This is a genomic window from Corynebacterium sp. UMB6689 (assembly GCF_030215295.1).
In the GTDB taxonomy this organism is placed as follows: Bacteria; Actinomycetota; Actinomycetes; order Mycobacteriales; family Mycobacteriaceae; genus Corynebacterium; species Corynebacterium aurimucosum.
Genome location: NZ_JASOLS010000005.1, coordinates 113,514 through 133,608 on the forward strand (window position 1 = coordinate 113,514; position 20,095 = coordinate 133,608).

Sequence of the window (20,095 nt, forward strand, 5' to 3'; positions counted from 1 at the left end):
GTTCTCCTGTTTCTCCGACGAACTGCACGCGGTGCGTGCTGTGTCCACCCCCACAGGTTAAACGCAGAAGTGATACACCTCTCCACATTGAGGGCAATTCACCAGTGACCACCGTGTAGCGTTGTGCACATGCACGAACAACGCTGGCACGATATCGTTGCGGATGTCCAGGGCACCATCCCCCGGCTGGTGGAGGATTTCCTCACCGCCTTTAGCCGCTCAGGGCGCTATGGCGACTCACTAGTGAGCGAGGACGAGCTACGCCTTACAGCCTTTGAGGTCCTCGCTCGCATCTCCGATGTGCTGGTCGGCGCGATGGATGAGGAGGAGCTGCGCGCCCACGCGCAGAGCCTGGGTCGGCGGCGCGCACACCAGGGCGTGGAATTAGCAACGCTGATCGACGCCATCCAGCTCGACTTCACGGTCCTCTGGGAGCATTTACGCCGGGCCGCCGGCGCGGACCAGGAAGTGCTCATCGACCACGTGACCCAGCTGCATTCCGTTGTGACGATGTACAACCTGGTGGTACGCGACGCCTACCGCCTAGAAGAAGCGCGCGGGCAGCACGACGTGCACCGCGCCCACGCCCGACATTTGGAAAGGCTCTTTGCGGCCGAATCACTGGGCACGCTCGGCATTGCGGAAATCACCCGCGCGCTCAACCTGGATGCCGATTGCCACTTCGATGTCGTGGTGGCCCATCCCACTGCGGCGGTGGAGTTGCGCGCGCTTCTCGACGAACCCATCTCCTCCGGCAAGGCCTTCGGCCACGGTGTGCGCGGGATGTTTGTGGCCTTTTGGCCCAGTGAACAGTGCCCCATCAGCCATTCCACAGGACGCAGGACCAAAGAGTTGGCAGATATTTCCGGGGTGCTCTTTCGCAACGTCACCGGACTAGCCGGAGCGCACGCGGCTGCACATCAGGCACCACACATCTTCGACGCCACCGGGCCGCTGAACCAACTCACCGAAGCGCCCGATGCACTCTGGGCCGTCGCAGGAGATGCCCTCGCAGACTTCACCGCCAGCGGCATGACGGAGCTCACCCAGACAATCGCCGAGTTACGGCTTCACCACGCACCGCTCTACCTGACCATCACCACCTACCTGAACTGCGGGTCCATCAAGGATTCCGCGGAAGCGCTGCACTGCCACCGTAATACCGTGCTCAACCGCCTACGCCACGTCAACGAACTCACCGGTCTTGACATCACTCGCCCAAAGGATGCCGCGCGAGCTTTGCTAGCACTCCATCGCACTGCCCGATAGCACTTGTGCACAGACACAACCACAGCACTCAGCCAGTGGGGCAATGCATAGAAAACTCTCCACCCCATTCACCCCAAGGTGACGCGCACCTAATGTTCCATAGAAAGGTAATGCATTTCACATAAGGAGCACCTCGATATGACTACCCATGCAGCGCCGGCCGCCTCGGCCCAATCCGGCGCCGAGGAAATCAAGGTCGACTCAAAGGACGTCTTCCGCATCGCCAGTTCCGCATTCGTCGGCACAGCCCTCGAATGGTATGACTTCTTCCTCTTCGGCACCGCCGCCGCGCTCGTCTTCAACGAACTCTTCTTCTCTGGAATGTCGGGCACCGGCGCCACCCTCGCCTCCTTCGCCACTTTCGGCGTAGGCTTCCTCGCCCGCCCACTCGGCGCGGTTATTTTCGGGCAAATTGGCGATAAGATGGGGCGCCGACCAGCCCTTATCATCTCCATCGTCGTTATCGGAGTAGCCACCGGAGTCATTGGCCTCCTGCCCACCTTTGACAGCATTGGCATCTGGGCACCTATCACTCTGGTCATCCTGCGTCTGCTCCAGGGAGTCGCCGTCGGCGGCGAATGGGGTGGTGCAACAACCATGGCTATCGAACACGCGCCGGCAGAAAAGCGCGGCCGTTACGCAGCCTTCGTGCAAATCGGCTCCCCCGCCGGTACGTTGCTCTCCTCCGGCGCCTTCGCGCTTGTACTCATGCTCGGTGATGACGCGGTGAGCTCATGGGGCTGGCGCATCCCCTTCCTCATCGCCTTCCCCTTCCTGGCAGTAGCACTGTGGATTCGCTCGAAGGCTGAGGAATCCCCGGTCTACAAAGCACTCGAAGAGGAGGCCGAGGCAGACGAAGCCGCGCACCAAGGCTCCCTGAAGGAGCTTTTCACACAACACTTCCCACAACTATGCCTCGCCTCTGCGGCAGCTTTCCTAGGAATCGGCGGCTTCTTCGTCATGAGCACCTACGTCCTCTCCTATGCCACAACCACGCTGGACTTCGAGCGCCAGACCGTCGTGAACGCCACCCTCCTCGGCGCTGTGTGCCAGATCTTTATCAACATCATCTTCGGCCGCCTCGGCGAAAAGATTGGCCCCGGTCGCGTTATCGGATACGGCGCGCTTGCCACCGCCATCATGGCGTGGCCGCTGTGGGCGATGATCGATACCGGCAATGCTGTACTACTCACGCTTGCTGTTTGCATTGGACTGTCCCTAGTTACAATCACCTATTCCGTGTCGGGCGTCCTACTCTCAGAGATCTTCCCGGCTAACGTCCGTTATTCCGGGGTGGCCATTTCTGCCAATATCGCGTCGGCAGTATCGGGACTGCTGCCTTTCCTCGCTACCGCGCTGAACGCCTCCAATGACACGCCTAGCTCTACACCGGGAATTATCATCCTGGCCGCCACCGCGCTCATTACAGCCTTCGGTGGCTTCGCCGGCGAAAGACACCGCCGCGAGGACGACGTCACCATCGTCGACTAATACACAACCGCTCATAAGAAAAATAAGTTGGGACTCGGCGTCGCAAAGCAAGCTATGGCCTAGCCGGACTCATCCTGATTCCTGCCGTGGCATCCTATGCCATGGCCATATGGAAGATCGTCACTGGCGCCGTGCCCGAGCCGCTCACGCTTTCCGGCACGGCCGTAGCCGCCATGCTCATCAATCTGCTCTGCGCGGTGTTATTGCTGCAACTGCGTCACGGCAGCGCGCTCACGCGCGGTGCTTGGTTGGCCGCGCGCAACGATGTTGCCGCCAACATTCTCATTCTTGGCGCCGGCCTTCTCATGCTGGCATGGGCAAGCCCGTGGCCGGATATCGTAGTCGGCCTCATCATCGGCACCATTAATCTGCGCGCCGCGGCAGAGGTCTTCGAGCAAGCCCGTTCGGAAGACCCGGAGATCGAAGAAGAATGACGCAGCCCCTTTAAGAAATCCCTTAATTCAGAAGCCTACGGCTGCGCCCACATCCCTGCCCCCTCAGGGCCAAACCACCCGCCGACCATCCCTAACGCACCCCTTAAGCACCCCTCGATGGGGTCATTCTTTAGTTTGTGAACGAACGGTCAAAGAGACGTTTTCCCAGAATACGGTCTACTGGGACAAAACCAAGGTTGGCGCAAATTTCTTAGTGAAATGTTCACTTCAGACCCACCCGATCGAAATATACTTCCATGGGCAAAAATATTAACAATTCTAAGGGTGCGCGATCCTGAAAAGCGTCTTATCGTTGCAACACGTCACGCACTGGGCACAACAGCGCTCCTACAGCGCCACCGCAGTGCGTCACCACATTGCCCCAAAAATTTTCATCCAGGAGAACAACAATGACCAAGCGTCGTCGCACCGCCAGCCTCATCGCCGGCCTCGCGATTGCAGGCACTGCCCTCATCGCGCCGGCTGCCTCCGCAGCTACCCAGACCGAGTCCTACCCGGAGACCCCGGCTGTGAACGCCAAGCTGCCCATCGTTCACACGTCCCACGGCTCCGACCACATGAAGGCCAACGTGCTCAACCCGCGCCCGGTCTGCAACCCGTGGGAGGACCACCGCACCGTGGTCTACAAGGTGACCGATAACTTCATGCCGGCTGGCACCATCTCCACCACCAACCAGACCAAGAAGGACATCCCGCTGCAGCAGGACCTGTCCAAGTCCCAGTCCATCACCCTGTCCGTCAACGGTGACCGCACTGAGACCACCTCCATGAACGCAGGCGGCAAGGGCTCCGGCAAGAACTCCGAGGGCTCCTTCGGCGTCTCCCACGAGATTGCTACCAAGCTCGGTGCTTCCGCGTCCTACTCCCTGTCCTGGGAGGCTGGCCAGTCCATCGGCCCGTACGATGTTCCGCCGAACCACACCGGTGAAGCTACCTACGGCTTCCGCGTTCTGAACATGACCGGTACCCAGCAGTACTGCAAGCCGAACGGCACCTGGTCCACCCCGACCTTCTGGTCCGCAATGCAGCCGATGAAGAACGAGGTTCGCGTCAAGCTCTACGACGACATCGCTGATTCCTACGCTCCAAACAAGGACGCTCAGAACACCACCGACGTCAACGACCCGAAGGTTGTTGAGGAAGAGAAGTCCCCGGAGGCTGACGCCGAGGTCATCAAGGACAACGAGGTCGCTCCGGAGGAGAAGGCCGTGTCCGAGGCTGAGGGTAAGAAGGAAGAGGAAGCCGACAAGAAGGTCCAGGAGGACCTTGATAACGGCAAGACCGATGAGGCCAAGCAGAAGCTGGACCTGAAGCCGGTTCTGACCACCTCCGGCGCTAAGCACGCAGGCTTTGCCGGCACCGTTGCTCTCCGCCTGGAGAACGTCGGCACCGAGCGCTACTACGGCGACTTCCCAGCTGTCCAGTACCGCGTTGACGTCAAGACCGCTGAGGGCCCGAAGGGCGTTGACCGCCTCATCACCCCGCGCTCCTCCAACGGTGCGCACATCCGCGACTTGGGCTTCGATGAGAAGACCTCCACCCGCTCCTTCGAGGTCACCCTGGCCAACCCGATTAACGCTGGCGAGAGCGCTCGCGTTGCCAACCTGGACTTCGGCGACGGCAACACCAAGGAAGGCCGCCTGAAGAACTACATCGAGGTGACCCAGATTTCCCGCCTGAAGGGTGATAACTCCACCGACAACGACCAGAACGTTGACTCCCGCGAGATCACCGTCAAGGACACCGGCAAGAAGGCTGAGGGCCTGTTCTAAGGAACACCCCACGCCCGCTTCACAGAGAGTGCAGCCCGCCGGCGCTTAGTCCGGCAGTGAGAGAGTGAGAGGACCCCGACCGCCATACGCGGTCGGGGTTTCTTTGTGCCCAGCGGCTCTTTCACGAGGCTCTCATATCGCAGACGGCATTTCGCGGTACACAATTAGTTGGCTATTGTGAACCAATGCATTTCTCTCGCACCGCACTAGCGGGCCTTCTTTCAGTGGGGCTGATCCTTTCCTCCACTCACGCTCAACCGGCACACGCACAGGCGCCAGATGCGATGAGCAGCGATATCGCCAACATCGATCAACACTCCAGTGCCCTCGATCCCATAGCCCTGGGCCCGCTGGCGCCCGTGCTCTTCGCCGATAATATCTTCGCTGCTTGGGGGAAGTTACTTCAGCAAGTGAGAATCCCGACGGTCGCATCAGAAGCTACGCGCCCACCGGCGACCACTGCACCGTCACAACTGCGCGAGCTGCGGCATATCCAAGACAACGTGTGGGAACTTAAGGCCTATTCACCGGCCATGGACCGCGTTATCACCAACGACATCATTCTTCCTCCGGGAGGATTAGAGAATACTCAGCCTCGCCCGACCTATTACCTGCTGGGCGGCGCCGGCGGGGGCGAGGACGCACTGTGGTGGGACGGTGGCGGAGCTTCCGAGTTCTTCCGCGACAAGCAGGTGAATGTCGTATCACCCCGCGGTGCTTATGGCTCGATGATGTCCGACTGGGCGCAGCCCCATGACACCCACGGAAAATACAAGTGGGCCACCTATCTCACCAAGGAACTACCGCAGCTTATCGACGCCGAGTTTCACGGCAACGGCCGCGACGGCATCGCGGGCGTGAGCAACTCGGGCGGCCCAGCTCTAGAGCTGGCGACCTTTGATCCGCGGTTCAAGGTTGCTGGTTCCTTCTCCGGCTGCCCTTCGACCACAGGTATCCTCGCGCAGTCCTTCGCATGGGTAAGCGCGGCTTTCTACGGTACGGACCCAGCTCGTTCTTTCGGCGCGCCGTGGGATCCGGCGTGGGCGCAGCATTCGCCGGTTCTCAACCTCGAACACCAAAAGGGTCGGAAGACCTTTGTCATCGTCTCCCGCGGTGGCCCAGCAGACTTTGACGTCGATATTGAGGACTCACCACTCCCAGCCTTGGGCCTCAACGAACGCTTGGATTACTGGTGCAGTTCCTTTTACGCCAAGCGAGCCACCGCCGCTGGCGTTGATCTTGACTACTACGAGCTTCCGGCCGGGCGCCACACGTGGGGGCTGTTCCGCCGAGAGCTGGCCATCAGTTGGGCCACGGTGGGCCCGGCACTCGGAGTGAACTAGCACCGGCGATCCCGCACACAACTGAAGCGTGTGAGCTCTAGATCACCACGCAGCGCGCACGTAAAATCAGCATTCATGAATGTCATGGATACTTGGGAGCCCACGCTGGGCGCCGGACCTCTGTTAGGAATTGCGGTGGCGGCCATTGCCGTCATCCTCATCCTCGTCATCCACTTCAAGGTGCACGCCTTCGTCACCCTTGTCACGGTCTCCGCGCTCACCGCTTTGGCAGCGGGAATCCCGCTGGATGGCGTGGTTCCCACCATGACGAGCGGCTTCGGTTCGACCCTCGGTTCCGTGGCCTTGTTGGTGGGCCTGGGCGCCATGATCGGGCGCTTAGCGGAGACTTCCGGCGGCGCTAAAACGCTTGCCGACGCCCTCGTGAAACTCTTCGGCGAAAACAAAGCGCCCCTGGCGCTGGGCATGACCTCCCTCATTATGGGCTTCCCCATCTTCTTCGACGCGGGGCTCATGGTGATGCTCCCGGTCATCTTTGCCGTGGCCAGGCGCTTGGATGGCCCAGTCCTGGCCTATGGCATTCCTGCGGCCGGTGCTTTCTCCGTCATGCACGTCTTCGTGCCGCCGCACCCGGGCCCCGTCGCGGCCGGTGAATTCTTCAGCGCGGACATCGGCCTGATCCTCATCTTCGGCCTCCTCGTTGCGCTGCCCACGTGGTATCTCTCCAGCTACCGCTTTGGGCTCCACTTAGGAAAGAAGTATCCCTACCGCTTGGAAGAGGCCATAACCGGCGCCTTGGTCAGCGATGCCGAGTTGCCAGATCGCCCTGCCTCCCCGGCCTCGGTCATCAGCATCCTGCTTATCCCCATGGTGCTCATCTTTGGCAATACCGGCTTGACCACGCTGGGCACGGCTGGCGCCGTCGATCCTTCGGCCACGTGGGTGCGCTTCTTCATCTTCTTAGGCCAGACCCCGATCGCACTGCTCATTACCACTCTCGCGGCGATGGCCGTGCTGGGTCTGCGCCGCGGGGAAGGCAAGAGTGCCATTGAGAAGACTGTGGAGTCCTCGCTCGGCCCCATTTGTTCCGTCATCCTCATCACCGGTGCCGGCGGCATGTTCGGTGGGGTACTGCGTACCAGCGGCATTGGTGATGCGTTGGCGGATTCCATGTCCGACCTTGGCATCCCCGTTATCCTGGCTTGCTACCTCATCGCGGTAGCCCTGCGCCTGGCGCAAGGTTCAGCCACCGTTGCCCTCACCACGGCCGCCGCGCTCATGGTGCCTGCCGTCGAGGCCGGCGGTTTCAATGAAATTCAGCTGGTCCTCATCACGCTTGCCACCGCCGCTGGCTCAGTCTTTGGCAGCCACGTCAATGACTCAGGCTTCTGGCTCGTCGGCCGGCTCATGGGCATGGACGTGTCGACCACACTGCGGACATGGACCGTCAACCAAGCTCTGATTTCCTCGATTGGCTTCGGCATTGTCCTTATCTTCTACGGTGCTGCCGCGCTGCTCTAGTGCCGCAGCTGGAGCAGCGGCAGGATCTCGAAAGCACCAGCTAACCCTGAAACCTGACTTGGCCATTTTAGTGCGGAACAATCCCACCCCACCGCCGAACAACACCAAGTAGCAGTGCAAGAGTGGCGTTGCTCATCCACCCATGACTTAAGTCAGGAAGCACCAGCTAAGCCCGCAAGTACTCGGCCGCCGCGGCGGCAAGCTTCTCCGGGGTGGCGCTGACGTCCAGCACCACTCCTGCTTCCTCTGGGCGCAGTTCCTCCAAGGTTTCGAACTGCGAATCAAGCAGGGATACAGGCATAAAGTGCCCAGAACGCTGACTCATGCGCTCTTTGAGCAGCTCATAGGAGCCGTGCAAGTGCACGAAGACCGTATCTGGCGCTGCGGCGCGAATGAGTTCGCGGTAGGAGTGCTTGAGCGCGGAGCAACCAACGATGGCGCCACCTTCTTGGTCTGCGAGGAAGCGGCCGATGGATTCGAGCCAGGGTTTCCGGTCATCGTCGTCAAGCGCCTGTCCCGAGGCCATCTTCTCGATGTTCGCTGCCGGGTGCATGTCATCCCCGTCCTGGAAGGGAAGGCCGGTGTGCTGCGCCAACAACTCCCCGACCGTGGACTTACCGCAGCTTGAGACTCCCATGATCACAACGTGCTTGTGCATCATCCTCCTTCACACGCCACCCGATTTTATGCGCTACGCACTACGTGACGTAGCGCGGTTCAATACGGCGCGGCTTAGCCCAGCGGCGCGTAGCCAAAGTCACCGCGCTGCACCTGACTGCGGGCATTCCGGTCGAAGGTTGCGCACAAGGCAGCCGCCACGTAGCGCACACCGCCTGCCGGCGAAGAGGAGCCGACGCGCTCGGCGCAGTTCTCCAGGGCTGGCAGGCCGATACTCTCCCCAGGCGAAGTCATGGAGAAGAAGGACGCGGCCATCATCGTGTTGCCATCGGCGCGCACGTATTCCGAGGAGCCCTTAATAGCCTGCCAAGCAATCGCCCCGACGGGATCGGTGCGGAACTGGTCCCGCTCAGTCTGAGTCAGCTCAGCGTTGGCGGCGGGCACGGACAGCGTTGTGATGAGAAGTGCAGCGGATGCGGCGAGTAGAGGAAACTTTTTCATAGGAACACTCTATCTCCCGCGCCACAGTTTTTCTCGGCATTGCCGGCCCCGGCTTAACTGATGACGCTGCGCAACTGCCGAATCTCGGCAGGCCCCACACGGCAACAGCCGCCCAGCAAGCTAACGCCTGCAGCCTGAAGCTCCACCGCTGCGTCGGTCAGGTTCATAGCACCGACGGGAGCAGGACGCCAGTCGCAAGCGCCGTGGTCCCAGTTCTCCCCGCTGTTGGGGCAGGCCAGAAGCGGCTTATCGGTGCCGCTTCGCAGTTGCTTCACCACCGCGCATGCCCGTGATGGGTCGACGCAATTTACGCCCAGGGCTCCCAGTCGCGGCGACTGGTTGGCAAGCTCAATAACCCGCGAGAGCTTCTCGGGGTCCACCGCGATGGCGCCGGTAATACTCAGTGCGAAGGGCTTAAGCTGTGCTTCAAGAAGCTCGAGCAATGCGGCCGCCTCCTCGACGTTGGGAATGGTCTCCGCAAGGAGGAAGTCGGCATCAGTATCCGCGAGTACCGCTATCCTGCGGGCATGCCAGCGCTGTAGCTCACCGCGACGCAGATCATAAGCACCGTCATAGTCCGTCCCCTTCCCCGGACCCGCACCATAGGGGCCGATGGATGCAGCGACCAGCAGATCACCATGGGCAGTGCGCTTGTCGACGACCACTCGCACCGCCTCACGGGCCACTGCGACGCTGCGGCGAAGAAGCTTCTCCGCTTCTTCACCAAGCACATCGAAGGTGACTTGGTAGGAGGCCGCGGTAGCAACCTGCGCGCCGGCGGCGAAGAAGTCCACGTGCGCAGACTCAATGAGCGCGGGGTTCTCCCGCAACACCCGCGCCGACCACAGCGGGCCAGAGATGTCATGCCCCTGGGCTTCAAGGTGGGTTCCGAGGCCGCCGTCGACAAGCATCGGCGCATCACACAGTGCCATAACGCACGAGCCTAGCAGCGCACCGTGCCCGCAAGGTCCAGCTCGACAACAGGAAGTTGTTATAGCTTCGTTATTCGCTTGAGATTGGTGGACTCCCCCACCACGTCAGAACCCTAAGTATCCGCAGCACTCAGGCATGGGACTGCACTCTTCACAACACGCGCCGCGAGCGCGCAGCTAACTGCAAAACCTGTCCGCAAGCTGATTTTTTGGTTGAAACAATCTGGATGTCATGACACGGTGGACGAGTTAGCGATTCCCGCAGCAAGGAGGGGAAATGGCAGCGATTACTGCCAAGAATCTGTACAAGGTCTTTGGCAAACATGCCAAGAGAGGGGTGGAATCCCTCAAGAATGGGTCTACTCGTGAAGATCTCCGCGAGCAGGGCCTCACCGCCGCGGTGATTGATGCCAGCTTTGAGGTTGAACCGGGGGAGATCTTCGTTGTTATGGGCCTGTCGGGCTCCGGAAAGTCCACGCTCATCCGAATGATCAACGGTCTGTGGGATGCCACCTCAGGCGAGATTTTCATTGGCGACCAAAACTTAGCAGCCATGTCGGAGGAGGAGCTACGCGCTGTAAGACGCGACCGTATCTCCATGGTTTTCCAGTCCTTCGCTTTGCTACCCCACCGCACTGTCGGTGAGAACGCTGCGTATGGGCTGGAAATCAAGGGCGTCGGAAAGCAAGAGCGCGAGGCCAAGGCAGAAGAAGCCTTGGCCATGGTGGGACTCGAGGGCTGGGGTGATTCCATGCCAGACGAGCTCTCTGGCGGCATGCAGCAGCGTGTGGGCCTCGCCCGTGCGCTGGCAGCAGATACAGACATCCTGCTCATGGATGAGGCGTTCTCCGCATTGGACCCGCTCATCCGCAAGGACATGCAGGATCAGCTCATCGACCTACAGGCTTCCCTCAACAAGACCATCGTCTTTATTACCCACGATCTCAACGAAGCCATGCGTATTGGTGACCACATCGCCATGATGCGCGACGGCCGAGTGGAACAAATTGGTACCGCCGAAGAGATTTTGCAAAACCCCGCCAATAATTACGTGGCCGACTTCGTTAAGGATGTCGACCGCTCCCGCGTACTCAATGCGGAGAATATCGTCGAACGCCCACAGAACACCCTAAACGCGAGCCAGGGCCCGCTCACCGCGCAAAAGCTCCTGCGCGAATCTCAAAACTCCTGGCTCGTGGTGCTCAATGCCGACCGCACACCAGCCGGCGTGGTCTGGGAAGAGGACATCGCCAAGGCGGTGCGCAACGGCAACAGCGAGCTGCCACTGGATTCCAGCACCACGCACATTGTCCATGAGGGCCAGAACATTGCGGAGCTCTTCGGATATGCCGCCGACACCACGACCCCTCTGCTCGTTGTCGACGGAAACGGCAAGTTCACCGGTGTTATTCCGCGCGTGACTCTCTTGTCCGCCGCATCGAGTGACATCGACACCACTGGAGAGGAGAACTAAGCCATGGATCAAAACGCATTGCCCCGCATCCCCGTGGGCGATTGGGTCTCGGACGGCATTGACTGGCTCACCGATAACGCCGCCGTGCTTTTCGACGCCTTCTCCGCCATCATGAGCTTCCTCATTGACGGTTTCTCAGAGGTGCTCCTCTCCGTCCCTGGCATCATCATGCTCGTCATCTTGGCGTTGTTGGGTTGGTTCTTCCGCTCGCCCAAGTTCGCCATCGGCTCCGCCCTGGGCTTTTTGCTGGTGATGTGCATGCGCCAATGGGACACCATGTTGGAGACCATGTCGCTGGTGCTCATTGCTACTTTGTCTGCCACCATCCTGGCGGTTCCACTGGGCATTTGGGCAGCAAAGTCGAACACTGCCAGCGCGATCATCCGCCCCATCATGGACTTCATGCAGACCATGCCGGCCTTTGTCTACCTCATCCCAGCGGTGACATTCTTCTCTATCGGCGTGGTCCCGGGCATTTTCTCCACCATCATCTTCGCGCTGCCTCCGGGTGTGCGCATGACCGAACTGGGCATCCGCCAGGTGGATAGCGAAACCGTAGAGGCCGGCAAGTCCTACGGTGCCACCAATTGGCAGATCCTCAAGGGCATCCAGCTCCCGCTGGCCGTGCCGACCATCATGGCCGGTATTAACCAGGTCATCATGCTCTCGTTGTCCATGGCGGTCATCGCCGGCATGGTGGGCGCGGACGGCCTAGGCAAGGAAGTGGTCTCCGCCATTTCCACCCTGGATATTGCGCAGGGTGTTGAAGCCGGACTCGCTGTGGTTATCTTGGCTGTCTTCCTTGACCGCCTCACCGCGGCTCTGGGTTCGCTCAAGAGCTACCCGGCCTCGATTCTGAACTTGGTGCGCAAGTAATACCGCGCACGGAGAAACCCTAGACAGACCGAAAACAGTCAACACAAAGAACAAGAAGGACTCACAATGTTGAAAAACAAGATAGTGGCCGCCGTTTCTATTGCGGCTTTAGCTTGTGGTTTGGCCTCCTGCTCTTCCTCGGGCGAGGATAAGACTCTTACCCTCGGCTACATGCCTGCGTGGACCGATACGGTATCCGGGGCCAACCTCCTCAAAGAACAATTCACCGAAGCAGGTTATGACGTAGAGCTCGAAGAGCTCTCCGACGCCGCCGTGTTCTACACCGCACTCGATAACGGTGACATTGATATCTTCCCGCTGGCATGGAGCGAGCGTACTCACAAGAAATACATGGACCAGTACGGCGAGAACCTCGAAGACTTGGGAATTGGGTACGACAAGGCCGAAAGCTTCTTCGCGGTTCCCACCTATATGGACGATGTCAATTCCATCTCTGATCTCAAGGGGCAGGCGGATCGCTTCGGCGGGAAAATCGTCGGAATTGAACCCGGTGCAGGCCTGACTGAGCTGTCCTCCAACACCGTCGATGCTTATGGCTTGGAGGATGAAGGCTACACGTTGGCAACCTCCTCCACCCCAGCGATGCTGGCTGAGCTAGAAAATGCCATCGACAATCAAGAGGACATCGTCGTCACCCTCTGGAGCCCTTTCTGGGCCAACAGCCAGTACGACATCAAGCGCCTAGAGGATCCGGAAGGTTCCATGGGAGAGCCAGAGAACATGCACTGGCTCGCACGCAAGGGCTTTAGCGAGCAGTTCCCCGACGTCGCTGACTACCTCGGGAACCTCACTTTGGATCAGGAGCAGTACGAGTCCCTCGAAAACCTCATCGTCAACGAGTACGAGGATGGCGACGAAGACAAAGCCGTCCAAGAGTGGCTCGGTACCCATGGCGATGCTTTGCCCAAGCTCAATGACGCTTAAACCTCCGGCGTGAGTGGCACCGCGCCTATCATTACCATTTCGATATCTGAAAGGACCATCAAAAATGTTCTCCCGTAAGATTCTGGCCACCGTCTCTGCCCTCGCGCTGAGCGCTTCCCTCGTGGCCTGCTCCTCTGACTCCTCGGACTCCGCATCTGGCTCCGACAATGACGGTGACAAGGGCACCATCACCATGGGCTACATTCCGTCCTGGACCGATGGCCTGTCCACTGCCCACCTTCTTCAGAACAAGCTGGAGGAGGCCGGCTACACCGTTGAGCACGAGCAGCTTAACGACGCCGCCGTGGTCTACACCGCCCTCGCTTCCGGCGACATCGACATCTACCCGTCTGCCTGGTCCGAGTTCACCCACAAGCAGTACATGGACAAGTACTCCGACAAGATTGAGGACTATGGCGCCTACTACGGAAATGCCCGCCTGACCTGGGCAGTGCCGGAGTACATGGATGATGTCAACTCCATTGAGGACCTGAAGGGCCAGGCTGACCGCTTCGGCGGCCAGGTCGTGGGTATCGAGCCGGGCGCAGGCCTGACCAAGGCCTCCCAGGAGACCATCGAAGGCTACGAGCTGGACGGCTACAACCTGTCCACCTCTTCCACCCCGGCTATGCTTTCTGAGCTGAAGTCCGCTACCGACGCTGAGGAGGACATCGTAGTCACCCTGTGGCGTCCGTTCTGGGCTAACGCTAAGTTCCCAGTCAAGGACCTCGAGGACCCGAAGGGCACCCTGGGTGATACTGAGGGTCTGCACTGGCTAGCCCGCGACGGCTTCGAGGAGGACAACCCTGAGGTGGCCGAGTGGCTCAAGGGCCTGAAGCTGGATGATGAACAGTACGGCACCCTGGAAGACCTCGTGGTCAACGAGTACGGCGAAGGCAAGGAGCTGGAGGCCGTCCAGGAGTGGCTGGACAAGAACCCGGACGTGGTAAAGGACATCAAGTAAACTCCCTCACCCGCTCCTAGCGCTGAACCCGTAGCGCCGAACTAGCCCCGCATTGCGTAATCTGACGTGATGCGGGGCTTTGCCGATCCCGCTGCTTAGCTCGGCTACTCACCGTACTGCCATGCCGAGCAAGCTTTCCGAGCGGCCCTTCTTGATATACCGGCAACCGCCACACCTCACTCAAATAGCCCACCCCAATAGCAGTATTATCTTTCCTAATCTTCAAACGGGACAAATGCCCCGCGCTCAAGCCCATTCGCGCTCGTCGTCGCACTTTCACTTGCCGTACCACCCCACTACACATAAGTGCACGCTATACGTTCACAGAAAGTCTCCATGCTTTTACAAAGAAACGGCCAAGGTTTCAACAATAGTTGCCCCCTTTTCACCTAAAACCCCTGAACACAAGGCTACAATCCTGAGCGAGCACCCCCGCACATTACCCCCACTGACTGAAACAATCGGCTCAACCTTTACAAAGTCGGGCCGAAAGTAGGGGAAATCTAAAGAAGCCTAAGGGGCGAGACATGAAAGGCGACAAACATAAAGGCAAAGCTTAAAACTGCTGGTCAACTGGTCTTTCTGCGCCAAAGAGAGCTTTAATTTTAAGTGAAAGTACCGATCGGTACGCGGCAAAAAGCTGCCACTTAACCCTGAAGCAGAAAGAGGTGCCCACTATGTTCCGCCTCCACTTTAGACATACCGCCACAAAAATTGTCGTCCCGATTGCTGCCACCGCAGCACTCTTCGCTGGCTCCCTCAACACCCCTGCTCAGGCTGCTAGTTCCTTCGGTTCTTCCGCCCCGGCCGCGCTCCTCAATACAAAGCCCTCTGCTAGCGGCCCAGCCGCCCCAGCTCCCCGCGCATCCGCCAGTGTGCAAGGCATTATTAAGCAAACCAATGCCCAACGCGTGGCCAATGGCCTCGCACCGCTGCGTGTTGACACGAATCTGACCAACCTCGCACAAGACTGGGCCAACACCCTAAGCCGCGATGGCAAGACCCGACACCGCCCGAACTACTGGACCCACTACCCCGCCGGCCTGCCAGCCGGGGGCGAGAACGTCCTCCAGGCATGGAGCGACTACTCCGACGCCCGCGTTGTCCAGCTGTGGATGGACTCCCCCGGCCACCGCAGAAACCTGCTCGACCCCCGAGCCACGTCCGTGGGCATCGGCATGGCCATCGGTGCTGATGGCAAGCTGTATGCTGTGCAGAACTTTGGGCGGTAGGCTTCGTGCGCCCCGCTACTAAAAGCGCCCGGTAGAGAGATGGTTTTCTCTTTACAGGGCGCCATTCAGGGATTTTTGGATCGGCAGCCTCGGTACGCCCCCCGATCCCAGCGTTCGTGAGGATCACACGCTGAGGCTGCTTGCTGTTCAGAGCGGAAAGCAGCTGAGGCTGCTCACCTAGCGGAGCAGAAAGCTCGGCAAACTGCACCCGTCCATCAGGTACCAGCCGCACCAGCGCCTAGATTGTCGGTGAACGACTATGTAGGCTGCTGCGCCTTTAAAGGCAACCACCCGATAACCAGCTTTAACGATAAGGTTGCCCCAACGCAGAAATCGACTGCATCTCGCGCGTACAAATTAGGTAGCCTGACTTGACAGCATCTCCAACGTCAGGAAATCACAATGAATGATACTCATGCTCTGAGCACTCCCCGGCTTCTCCTTGCGGTGCCGACGGATGCCGATATTGACGCCATCTTCGCCATTCACTCGGATGCCCGCACCTACGAGCACCGCCCTGAACTGGCTATGAAGACTAGGGAGGAAGCCGTGGAGCTGGCACGCGCATGGCAAGCCAATTGGCGAGAGAAGCAGCTGGGCTACTACGTGGTGTCCACGCTTGATGGCAGCACTATTGGTTTCACCGGTGTGCGCCATAGCGAGGAAGCTGGTGAAGAAGTACTCAACCTCTACTACCGCTTCGCACCCGAATCACAGGGACAGGGCTTTGCCAAGGAGGCTGCGTCCGTTGCGATTGCCAGTGCGCGAGAACGTTTCCCGCAGCTCCCTGTCGTCGCCATCATCGACCCCACCAACGAGGCTTCGATTGCTCTAGCATTGAAGCTCGGTCTGCAGCACGTTCCCGGCGCAGGTGTGCCGGATGACTACGAGGTGTACCGCCTCTCCTAGGTTTCGGCCTTCCACGGCACCAACCCCTTGGTCGGGTACCGCGAGTCGACAGTGAAACGCTGGCACACCACCTGAGTGTCATCGTTGATGTCTAACTGCCCGATGTATTCAACGAACTCGGGTGAGCGCCAGAATTGTTCATGCCCGGCGCGCCATTCGTCGGCATTGATGTAGCCCTCGCCCTCGGCGATGGCGTGCTCGTCGCTGACGTCGGCGAGCCGACAGACCTGGACCTCGGTGATACAGATGACGCACACAACGTTGTCGTGTGAATCGAGGACTGCTTCGAGGTTGCCCACGTCCTCCTGCGGTCTGTAGCCGTGCGGATATTCGGCCAACAAGGACGTCGTAGTGGTCTTGGTGCTGTTCAGGATGGCGGTGACGAGGGCGTCGCGAAGCGGGCCAGGGAATGCGAACTCACCGCGGGGCAGTTCCGCTATAGGTTTCAAAGCGTCCTGAGTCATACGTTTACAGTACGTGGCCAGTTAAATGTTGCTGAGTGAGTACGTGCTCGCTTTCTGTTCAACCCGGCGGGATGCTCGCTCCCCCAAACTCGATTCATCCACGACGATGTCCGGGGAGTTTCCCTTGCGCCAAAGATGCTCCTTAAAGGGCTGGTAAACCAGCTTCTTTCCCAATCGCTCCATGCCGCGCCGCCACTTCCTATTGATAGCGGCGCGGCCTTTCTTCAAACTTCAAAGCTCTTCATAAACTTCAAAGAATTCACAAAATTCATAAACTTCACAAGACTTCAAAAGCTCTGTGGTCTAGAGTGAGGGACATGAATCCGAAACACACCAACCCTTTTACGGCTACTCTCGGCGCCACTCCCCCGCTGTTGGTTGGCCGCAGCGATGCCATTCGTGATTTCGGTTTTGCACTCGATGAAGGCCCTGGTGCCCATGAGAGGATCTCACTCATCATCGGACCACGCGGCATCGGCAAGACAGTCCTTCTAAACGCCTTCGAAGACGAAGCGCTCGAGCGCGGCTGGCTCACGCTCAGTGACACTGCAACGACCGGTTTTGTTGAGCGACTGCGTAGCAGCATTATTCAGCTTCTGGCTAAAGAGAGGAAGCAGCTCAAAGGCCTCAACGTCTCCATCCTCGGCATTGGAGGCGGGCTCAATTGGGATACTCGAGCTATTGCAGAGTCCACATATTCACTGCGCAATGCACTGAAAGATTTACTGGCCTACAAACGTGAACTAGACCGGAAATCCCGCCAGGAGCCCGGTGGGGTACTTGTAACACTGGATGAAATGCACCACCAACGCAGCCAGGAGCTCATAGAGTTCGGCGCCACGATTCAACATTTAGTTCGCGAGGGTGAGGACATTTCCGTTGTCATGGCAGGCATCCCGTCCTCAATTAGACCTCTGCTTTCCGGGAAGCTGAACAGTCGTGGCGACACCAATCCAGTCACCTTTCTTCGACGCGCCAACCGCATTGAACTGGGCAGAGTCTCCGATTCGGATGTACGTGAAGCACTGGAGGAACCCCTTCACAGCGCCGCCACCTCATGGTCACAGGACGCTTTGGAAACCGCGGTTGAGGCATGCCATGGATATCCATTCATGATTCAGCTCGTCGGCCAGTGCTCCTTTAGGGAAAAGGCGCGTACCGCTGACGGAGGTACCGAGATTTCTATCGACGCTGCTCAGCGAGGAGTCGCAACAGCACAGCGCAAGCTCGGCCAACTTGTTCATGAGCCAGCGCTGTCGGACCTCTCCCCCGTCGACCGAAGCTTTTTGGTCTACATGGCTCAAAGCGATGGCCCTTCCAAGATGGCGGATATCAAGGCACGCTTCAATAAGACTGATTCTTATGTAGGCAATTATCGCCGCCGGCTTCTCGACGCCGAAATGATCACCACCACGGGCCACGGCGAAGTCGATTTCGCCTTGCCGTACTTACGTGACTACCTCCGCGAGCACGCGGCAAGCCTTATAGCTGAAGACTTCGACGCCCAGTAGCGAGGCCTCCCTCGCCCTCGGACTGCACGCCACACCTACCCCCGCGCGTTTACATCTCTACTATTCGCGCAGAGTTTCCATTCCTCTCAAAGTTATTCATCCGGCTCGCCGGGGAATGCAGCACCTGCCAGCGTCGGTGTTGTCGAAGTGGTGGAGGGAGGGCGTCGCCAAGCGCGGCGTGAAACCGCACCGTGTGCGCGCTGGGACCGTCTGAATAAACGCGGATAATAGTATGCAAACCGCCGCAAAACCTGCGCCTACGTGGGTTTTCCTCGCTGTCGGGAGCTTGAAAAAGTTCAAACTTATCTTAGAATTGTCATCTAGTTCACACTTCCTCCTTGCGGTGCCGCCTCTCACTACGCACGTGGCTGACACGGTTCACCGCGCGCGAAGAAAGGTTCACGCAGATGACAACTCCCCCGCTGGGCGTGTGGTCCGAGGTTGGCAAGCTCCACCAAGTCATGGTGTGTGCGCCGGGGCTCGCGCACGAGCGGCTGACCCCCAGCAACTGTGAGGAGCTGCTGTTCGACGACGTCCTCTGGGTCGACGAGGCCAAGAAGCATCACGCGGAGTTCGTCACCAAGCTGCGCAGCTACGGCGTCGAGGTGCTGGAGATGCACAAGCTCTTGGAGGAGACCCTGGCCACCCCGGGCGGGCGTGACTTCATCTTGGACTTCAAGCTGCTGGATAAGAACGTCGGTGTGGGCATCGGCGGCGAGCTGCTCCACTGGTTCAACGAGATGTCCAACGCGCACCTGGCAGAGCTCCTCATCGGCGGACTGCCTTTCGCCGAAATCCCGAAAGGCTTAGGCCACGGCACCATCGACGCCATGCGTGAGATCTACGGGCCTGACGCTTTTGCGCTGCGCCCGCTGCCCAATACGCAGTACGCGCGCGATAACTCGGCGTGGATTTATGGCGGAGTCTCGCTCAACCCAATGCGCATGCCGGCGCGCCACCAGGAAACACTCCTGACGCGGGCTATCTACAACTATCACCCGCGGTTTGCGCAGGCAGATTTCCAATTTTGGTACGGAAATACCGATGAGGAGCCGGGTCTCGCAGCACTAGAGGGCGGTGACATCATGCCGATTGGCAAGGGCATCGTCCTCGTCGGCATGGGTGAGCGCACCACATGGCAGGGCGTGAGCCAGCTGGCCATGCGGCTCTTCGAGGAGAGTGCGGCGGAGAAGATCATCATCGCCGCCATGGCCGCTGACCGCGCATCAATGCACCTGGACACCGTACTCACTTTCTTGGACGCCGATAAGGTCACCGCCTACCCCAAGGTCGTGGGCACCATCCGGCCCATCGTCTTGCGCCCTTCGACGAGCACGGCGCCTTTCGACGTCGAACTGCCCACCCAGTCTTTCCTCGATGTCGTCGCCCAGGCGCTCGGCATCGGAAGCTTCGAGGTCATCGAAACCGGCGGGGATGTTTATACCGCCGCCCGCGAGCAGTGGGATGACGCCAATAACGTCGTAGCCATCGAGCCCGGCGTGGTGGTGGCCTATGACCGCAACAAGCACACCAATAAGAAGCTGCGAGCCGCCGGCATTGAGGTCGTCGAGATCGGCTCCGCGGAGCTAGGCCGCGGCCGCGGCGGCGGGCACTGCATGACCTGCCCCATCGTGCGCGAGGCGGTGGATTATTAGCGGCCCGATGGGAATATACTTTCGCATTACCCAGCACGTACCCCGCCCCGCATAAGGGAGAGCAGGCGGCGGGGTGAGGGGGACGTCGCCAAGCTCAGCGCCAATTGCACCGTAGTGCCCTCCGCGCGTTTCTTACCCCGAGTGAGAGATTCGGACATAGCAGGACCGTTAGTCCCCTCAACCTCACGGTAGAAAACGGGCAGAG

At 59.6% G+C, this 20,095-nt stretch carries 19 protein-coding genes; 14 read left to right on the forward strand and 5 right to left on the reverse strand.

Going from position 1 to position 20,095, the window contains the following annotated elements; translation table 11 throughout:
• Positions 1–129 precede the first annotated feature (129 nt).
• The 6 genes from QP363_RS04330 (at position 130) to QP363_RS04355 (ending at position 7,809) form a co-directional block, all read left to right on the forward strand.
• Positions 130–1,269, forward strand: coding sequence for a helix-turn-helix domain-containing protein (locus QP363_RS04330; RefSeq protein WP_284762937.1), 1,140 nt, complete (start codon positions 130–132; stop codon positions 1,267–1,269).
• 138 nt (positions 1,270–1,407) lie between these two features.
• On the forward strand, positions 1,408–2,760 hold the full coding sequence (locus QP363_RS04335; RefSeq protein WP_070446275.1) for an MFS transporter: 1,353 nt from the start codon (positions 1,408–1,410) through the stop codon (positions 2,758–2,760).
• A gap of 77 nt (positions 2,761–2,837) precedes the next feature.
• Positions 2,838–3,194, forward strand: coding sequence for a cation transporter (locus tag QP363_RS04340; RefSeq protein WP_256364860.1), 357 nt, complete (start codon positions 2,838–2,840; stop codon positions 3,192–3,194).
• Between the two features lie 410 nt (positions 3,195–3,604).
• On the forward strand, positions 3,605–4,987 hold the full coding sequence (locus QP363_RS04345; RefSeq protein WP_070730601.1) for a hypothetical protein: 1,383 nt from the start codon (positions 3,605–3,607) through the stop codon (positions 4,985–4,987).
• Positions 4,988–5,172: 185 nt separating this feature from the next.
• A complete protein-coding gene (locus tag QP363_RS04350; protein ID WP_284762939.1) occupies positions 5,173–6,330 on the forward strand; it encodes an alpha/beta hydrolase family protein in 1,158 nt (385 codons plus the stop codon).
• An 84-nt stretch (positions 6,331–6,414) separates the two neighbouring features.
• A complete protein-coding gene (locus QP363_RS04355) occupies positions 6,415–7,809 on the forward strand; it encodes a GntP family permease (protein WP_284762984.1) in 1,395 nt (464 codons plus the stop codon).
• 166 nt (positions 7,810–7,975) lie between these two features.
• Here the strand turns inward: QP363_RS04355 and QP363_RS04360 are convergent, their stop codons facing one another.
• The 3 genes from QP363_RS04360 to mmuM all read right to left on the reverse strand — a co-directional run bounded on the left by QP363_RS04360 (position 7,976) and on the right by mmuM (position 9,860).
• Positions 7,976–8,470, reverse strand: a complete 495-nt coding sequence (locus QP363_RS04360; RefSeq protein ID WP_083313793.1) for a gluconokinase — start codon at positions 8,468–8,470, stop codon at positions 7,976–7,978.
• Positions 8,471–8,541: 71 nt separating this feature from the next.
• The gene (locus QP363_RS04365; RefSeq protein ID WP_070446284.1) at positions 8,542–8,928 is read right to left on the reverse strand and encodes a hypothetical protein; all 387 of its coding nucleotides are present in this window, start codon (positions 8,926–8,928) and stop codon (positions 8,542–8,544) included.
• A gap of 53 nt (positions 8,929–8,981) precedes the next feature.
• On the reverse strand, positions 8,982–9,860 hold the full coding sequence (mmuM, locus tag QP363_RS04370) for a homocysteine S-methyltransferase (RefSeq protein ID WP_284762941.1): 879 nt from the start codon (positions 9,858–9,860) through the stop codon (positions 8,982–8,984).
• 277 nt (positions 9,861–10,137) lie between these two features.
• Between mmuM and QP363_RS04375 the strand changes: the two genes are divergently transcribed.
• The 6 genes from QP363_RS04375 (at position 10,138) to QP363_RS04400 (ending at position 16,260) form a co-directional block, all read left to right on the forward strand.
• Complete coding sequence (locus QP363_RS04375) at positions 10,138–11,334, forward strand: glycine betaine/L-proline ABC transporter ATP-binding protein (protein ID WP_070719581.1); 1,197 nt, start codon at positions 10,138–10,140, stop codon at positions 11,332–11,334.
• Positions 11,335–11,337: 3 nt separating this feature from the next.
• Positions 11,338–12,210: a proline/glycine betaine ABC transporter permease gene (locus QP363_RS04380; protein ID WP_070446289.1), complete on the forward strand. Its 873-nt coding sequence runs from the start codon at positions 11,338–11,340 to the stop codon at positions 12,208–12,210.
• Positions 12,211–12,276: 66 nt separating this feature from the next.
• Positions 12,277–13,155, forward strand: coding sequence for a glycine betaine ABC transporter substrate-binding protein (locus QP363_RS04385; protein ID WP_070644306.1), 879 nt, complete (start codon positions 12,277–12,279; stop codon positions 13,153–13,155).
• A 64-nt stretch (positions 13,156–13,219) separates the two neighbouring features.
• Complete coding sequence (locus QP363_RS04390) at positions 13,220–14,119, forward strand: glycine betaine ABC transporter substrate-binding protein (RefSeq protein ID WP_070644309.1); 900 nt, start codon at positions 13,220–13,222, stop codon at positions 14,117–14,119.
• A 677-nt stretch (positions 14,120–14,796) separates the two neighbouring features.
• On the forward strand, positions 14,797–15,351 hold the full coding sequence (locus QP363_RS04395) for a CAP domain-containing protein (RefSeq protein WP_070644310.1): 555 nt from the start codon (positions 14,797–14,799) through the stop codon (positions 15,349–15,351).
• Positions 15,352–15,753: 402 nt separating this feature from the next.
• The gene (locus QP363_RS04400; RefSeq protein ID WP_070644312.1) at positions 15,754–16,260 is read left to right on the forward strand and encodes a GNAT family N-acetyltransferase; all 507 of its coding nucleotides are present in this window, start codon (positions 15,754–15,756) and stop codon (positions 16,258–16,260) included.
• Here the strand turns inward: QP363_RS04400 and QP363_RS04405 are convergent.
• On the reverse strand, positions 16,257–16,724 hold the full coding sequence (locus tag QP363_RS04405) for an ASCH domain-containing protein (RefSeq protein WP_070644315.1): 468 nt from the start codon (positions 16,722–16,724) through the stop codon (positions 16,257–16,259). The two genes, QP363_RS04400 and QP363_RS04405, sit on opposite strands and share 4 nt — an antisense overlap.
• Before the next feature lie 317 nt (positions 16,725–17,041).
• Here QP363_RS04405 and QP363_RS04410 point away from each other — a divergent pair, with 317 nt between their 5' ends.
• Positions 17,042–18,235, forward strand: coding sequence for an ATP-binding protein (locus QP363_RS04410; protein WP_083308512.1), 1,194 nt, complete (start codon positions 17,042–17,044; stop codon positions 18,233–18,235).
• A gap of 407 nt (positions 18,236–18,642) precedes the next feature.
• A complete protein-coding gene (locus QP363_RS04415) occupies positions 18,643–19,890 on the forward strand; it encodes an arginine deiminase (protein ID WP_070644316.1) in 1,248 nt (415 codons plus the stop codon).
• A 26-nt stretch (positions 19,891–19,916) separates the two neighbouring features.
• On the opposite strand, the gene QP363_RS04420 is transcribed toward QP363_RS04415, so the two are convergent.
• Positions 19,917–20,048 (reverse strand): hypothetical protein, encoded by a 132-nt coding sequence (locus QP363_RS04420; RefSeq protein ID WP_284762942.1) that lies wholly within the window; start codon positions 20,046–20,048, stop codon positions 19,917–19,919.
• Positions 20,049–20,095 lie beyond the last annotated feature (47 nt).

Coding starts and splice junctions, on each gene's coding strand:
- QP363_RS04350 (WP_284762939.1), top strand. CDS start 5,173: ATGCATTTCTCTCGCACCGCACTAGCGGGCCTTCTTTCAGTGGGGCTG.
- QP363_RS04380 (WP_070446289.1), top strand. CDS start 11,338: ATGGATCAAAACGCATTGCCCCGCATCCCCGTGGGCGATTGGGTCTCG.
- QP363_RS04355 (WP_284762984.1), top strand. CDS start 6,415: ATGGATACTTGGGAGCCCACGCTGGGCGCCGGACCTCTGTTAGGAATT.
- QP363_RS04410 (WP_083308512.1), top strand. CDS start 17,042: ATGAATCCGAAACACACCAACCCTTTTACGGCTACTCTCGGCGCCACT.
- QP363_RS04330 (WP_284762937.1), top strand. CDS start 130: ATGCACGAACAACGCTGGCACGATATCGTTGCGGATGTCCAGGGCACC.
- QP363_RS04335 (WP_070446275.1), top strand. CDS start 1,408: ATGACTACCCATGCAGCGCCGGCCGCCTCGGCCCAATCCGGCGCCGAG.
- QP363_RS04395 (WP_070644310.1), top strand. CDS start 14,797: ATGTTCCGCCTCCACTTTAGACATACCGCCACAAAAATTGTCGTCCCG.
- QP363_RS04385 (WP_070644306.1), top strand. CDS start 12,277: ATGTTGAAAAACAAGATAGTGGCCGCCGTTTCTATTGCGGCTTTAGCT.
- QP363_RS04390 (WP_070644309.1), top strand. CDS start 13,220: ATGTTCTCCCGTAAGATTCTGGCCACCGTCTCTGCCCTCGCGCTGAGC.
- mmuM (WP_284762941.1), bottom strand. CDS start 9,860: ATGGCACTGTGTGATGCGCCGATGCTTGTCGACGGCGGCCTCGGAACC.
- QP363_RS04360 (WP_083313793.1), bottom strand. CDS start 8,470: ATGATGCACAAGCACGTTGTGATCATGGGAGTCTCAAGCTGCGGTAAG.
- QP363_RS04345 (WP_070730601.1), top strand. CDS start 3,605: ATGACCAAGCGTCGTCGCACCGCCAGCCTCATCGCCGGCCTCGCGATT.
- QP363_RS04365 (WP_070446284.1), bottom strand. CDS start 8,928: ATGAAAAAGTTTCCTCTACTCGCCGCATCCGCTGCACTTCTCATCACA.
- QP363_RS04420 (WP_284762942.1), bottom strand. CDS start 20,048: ATGTCCGAATCTCTCACTCGGGGTAAGAAACGCGCGGAGGGCACTACG.
- QP363_RS04400 (WP_070644312.1), top strand. CDS start 15,754: ATGAATGATACTCATGCTCTGAGCACTCCCCGGCTTCTCCTTGCGGTG.
- QP363_RS04415 (WP_070644316.1), top strand. CDS start 18,643: ATGACAACTCCCCCGCTGGGCGTGTGGTCCGAGGTTGGCAAGCTCCAC.
- QP363_RS04405 (WP_070644315.1), bottom strand. CDS start 16,724: ATGACTCAGGACGCTTTGAAACCTATAGCGGAACTGCCCCGCGGTGAG.
- QP363_RS04375 (WP_070719581.1), top strand. CDS start 10,138: ATGGCAGCGATTACTGCCAAGAATCTGTACAAGGTCTTTGGCAAACAT.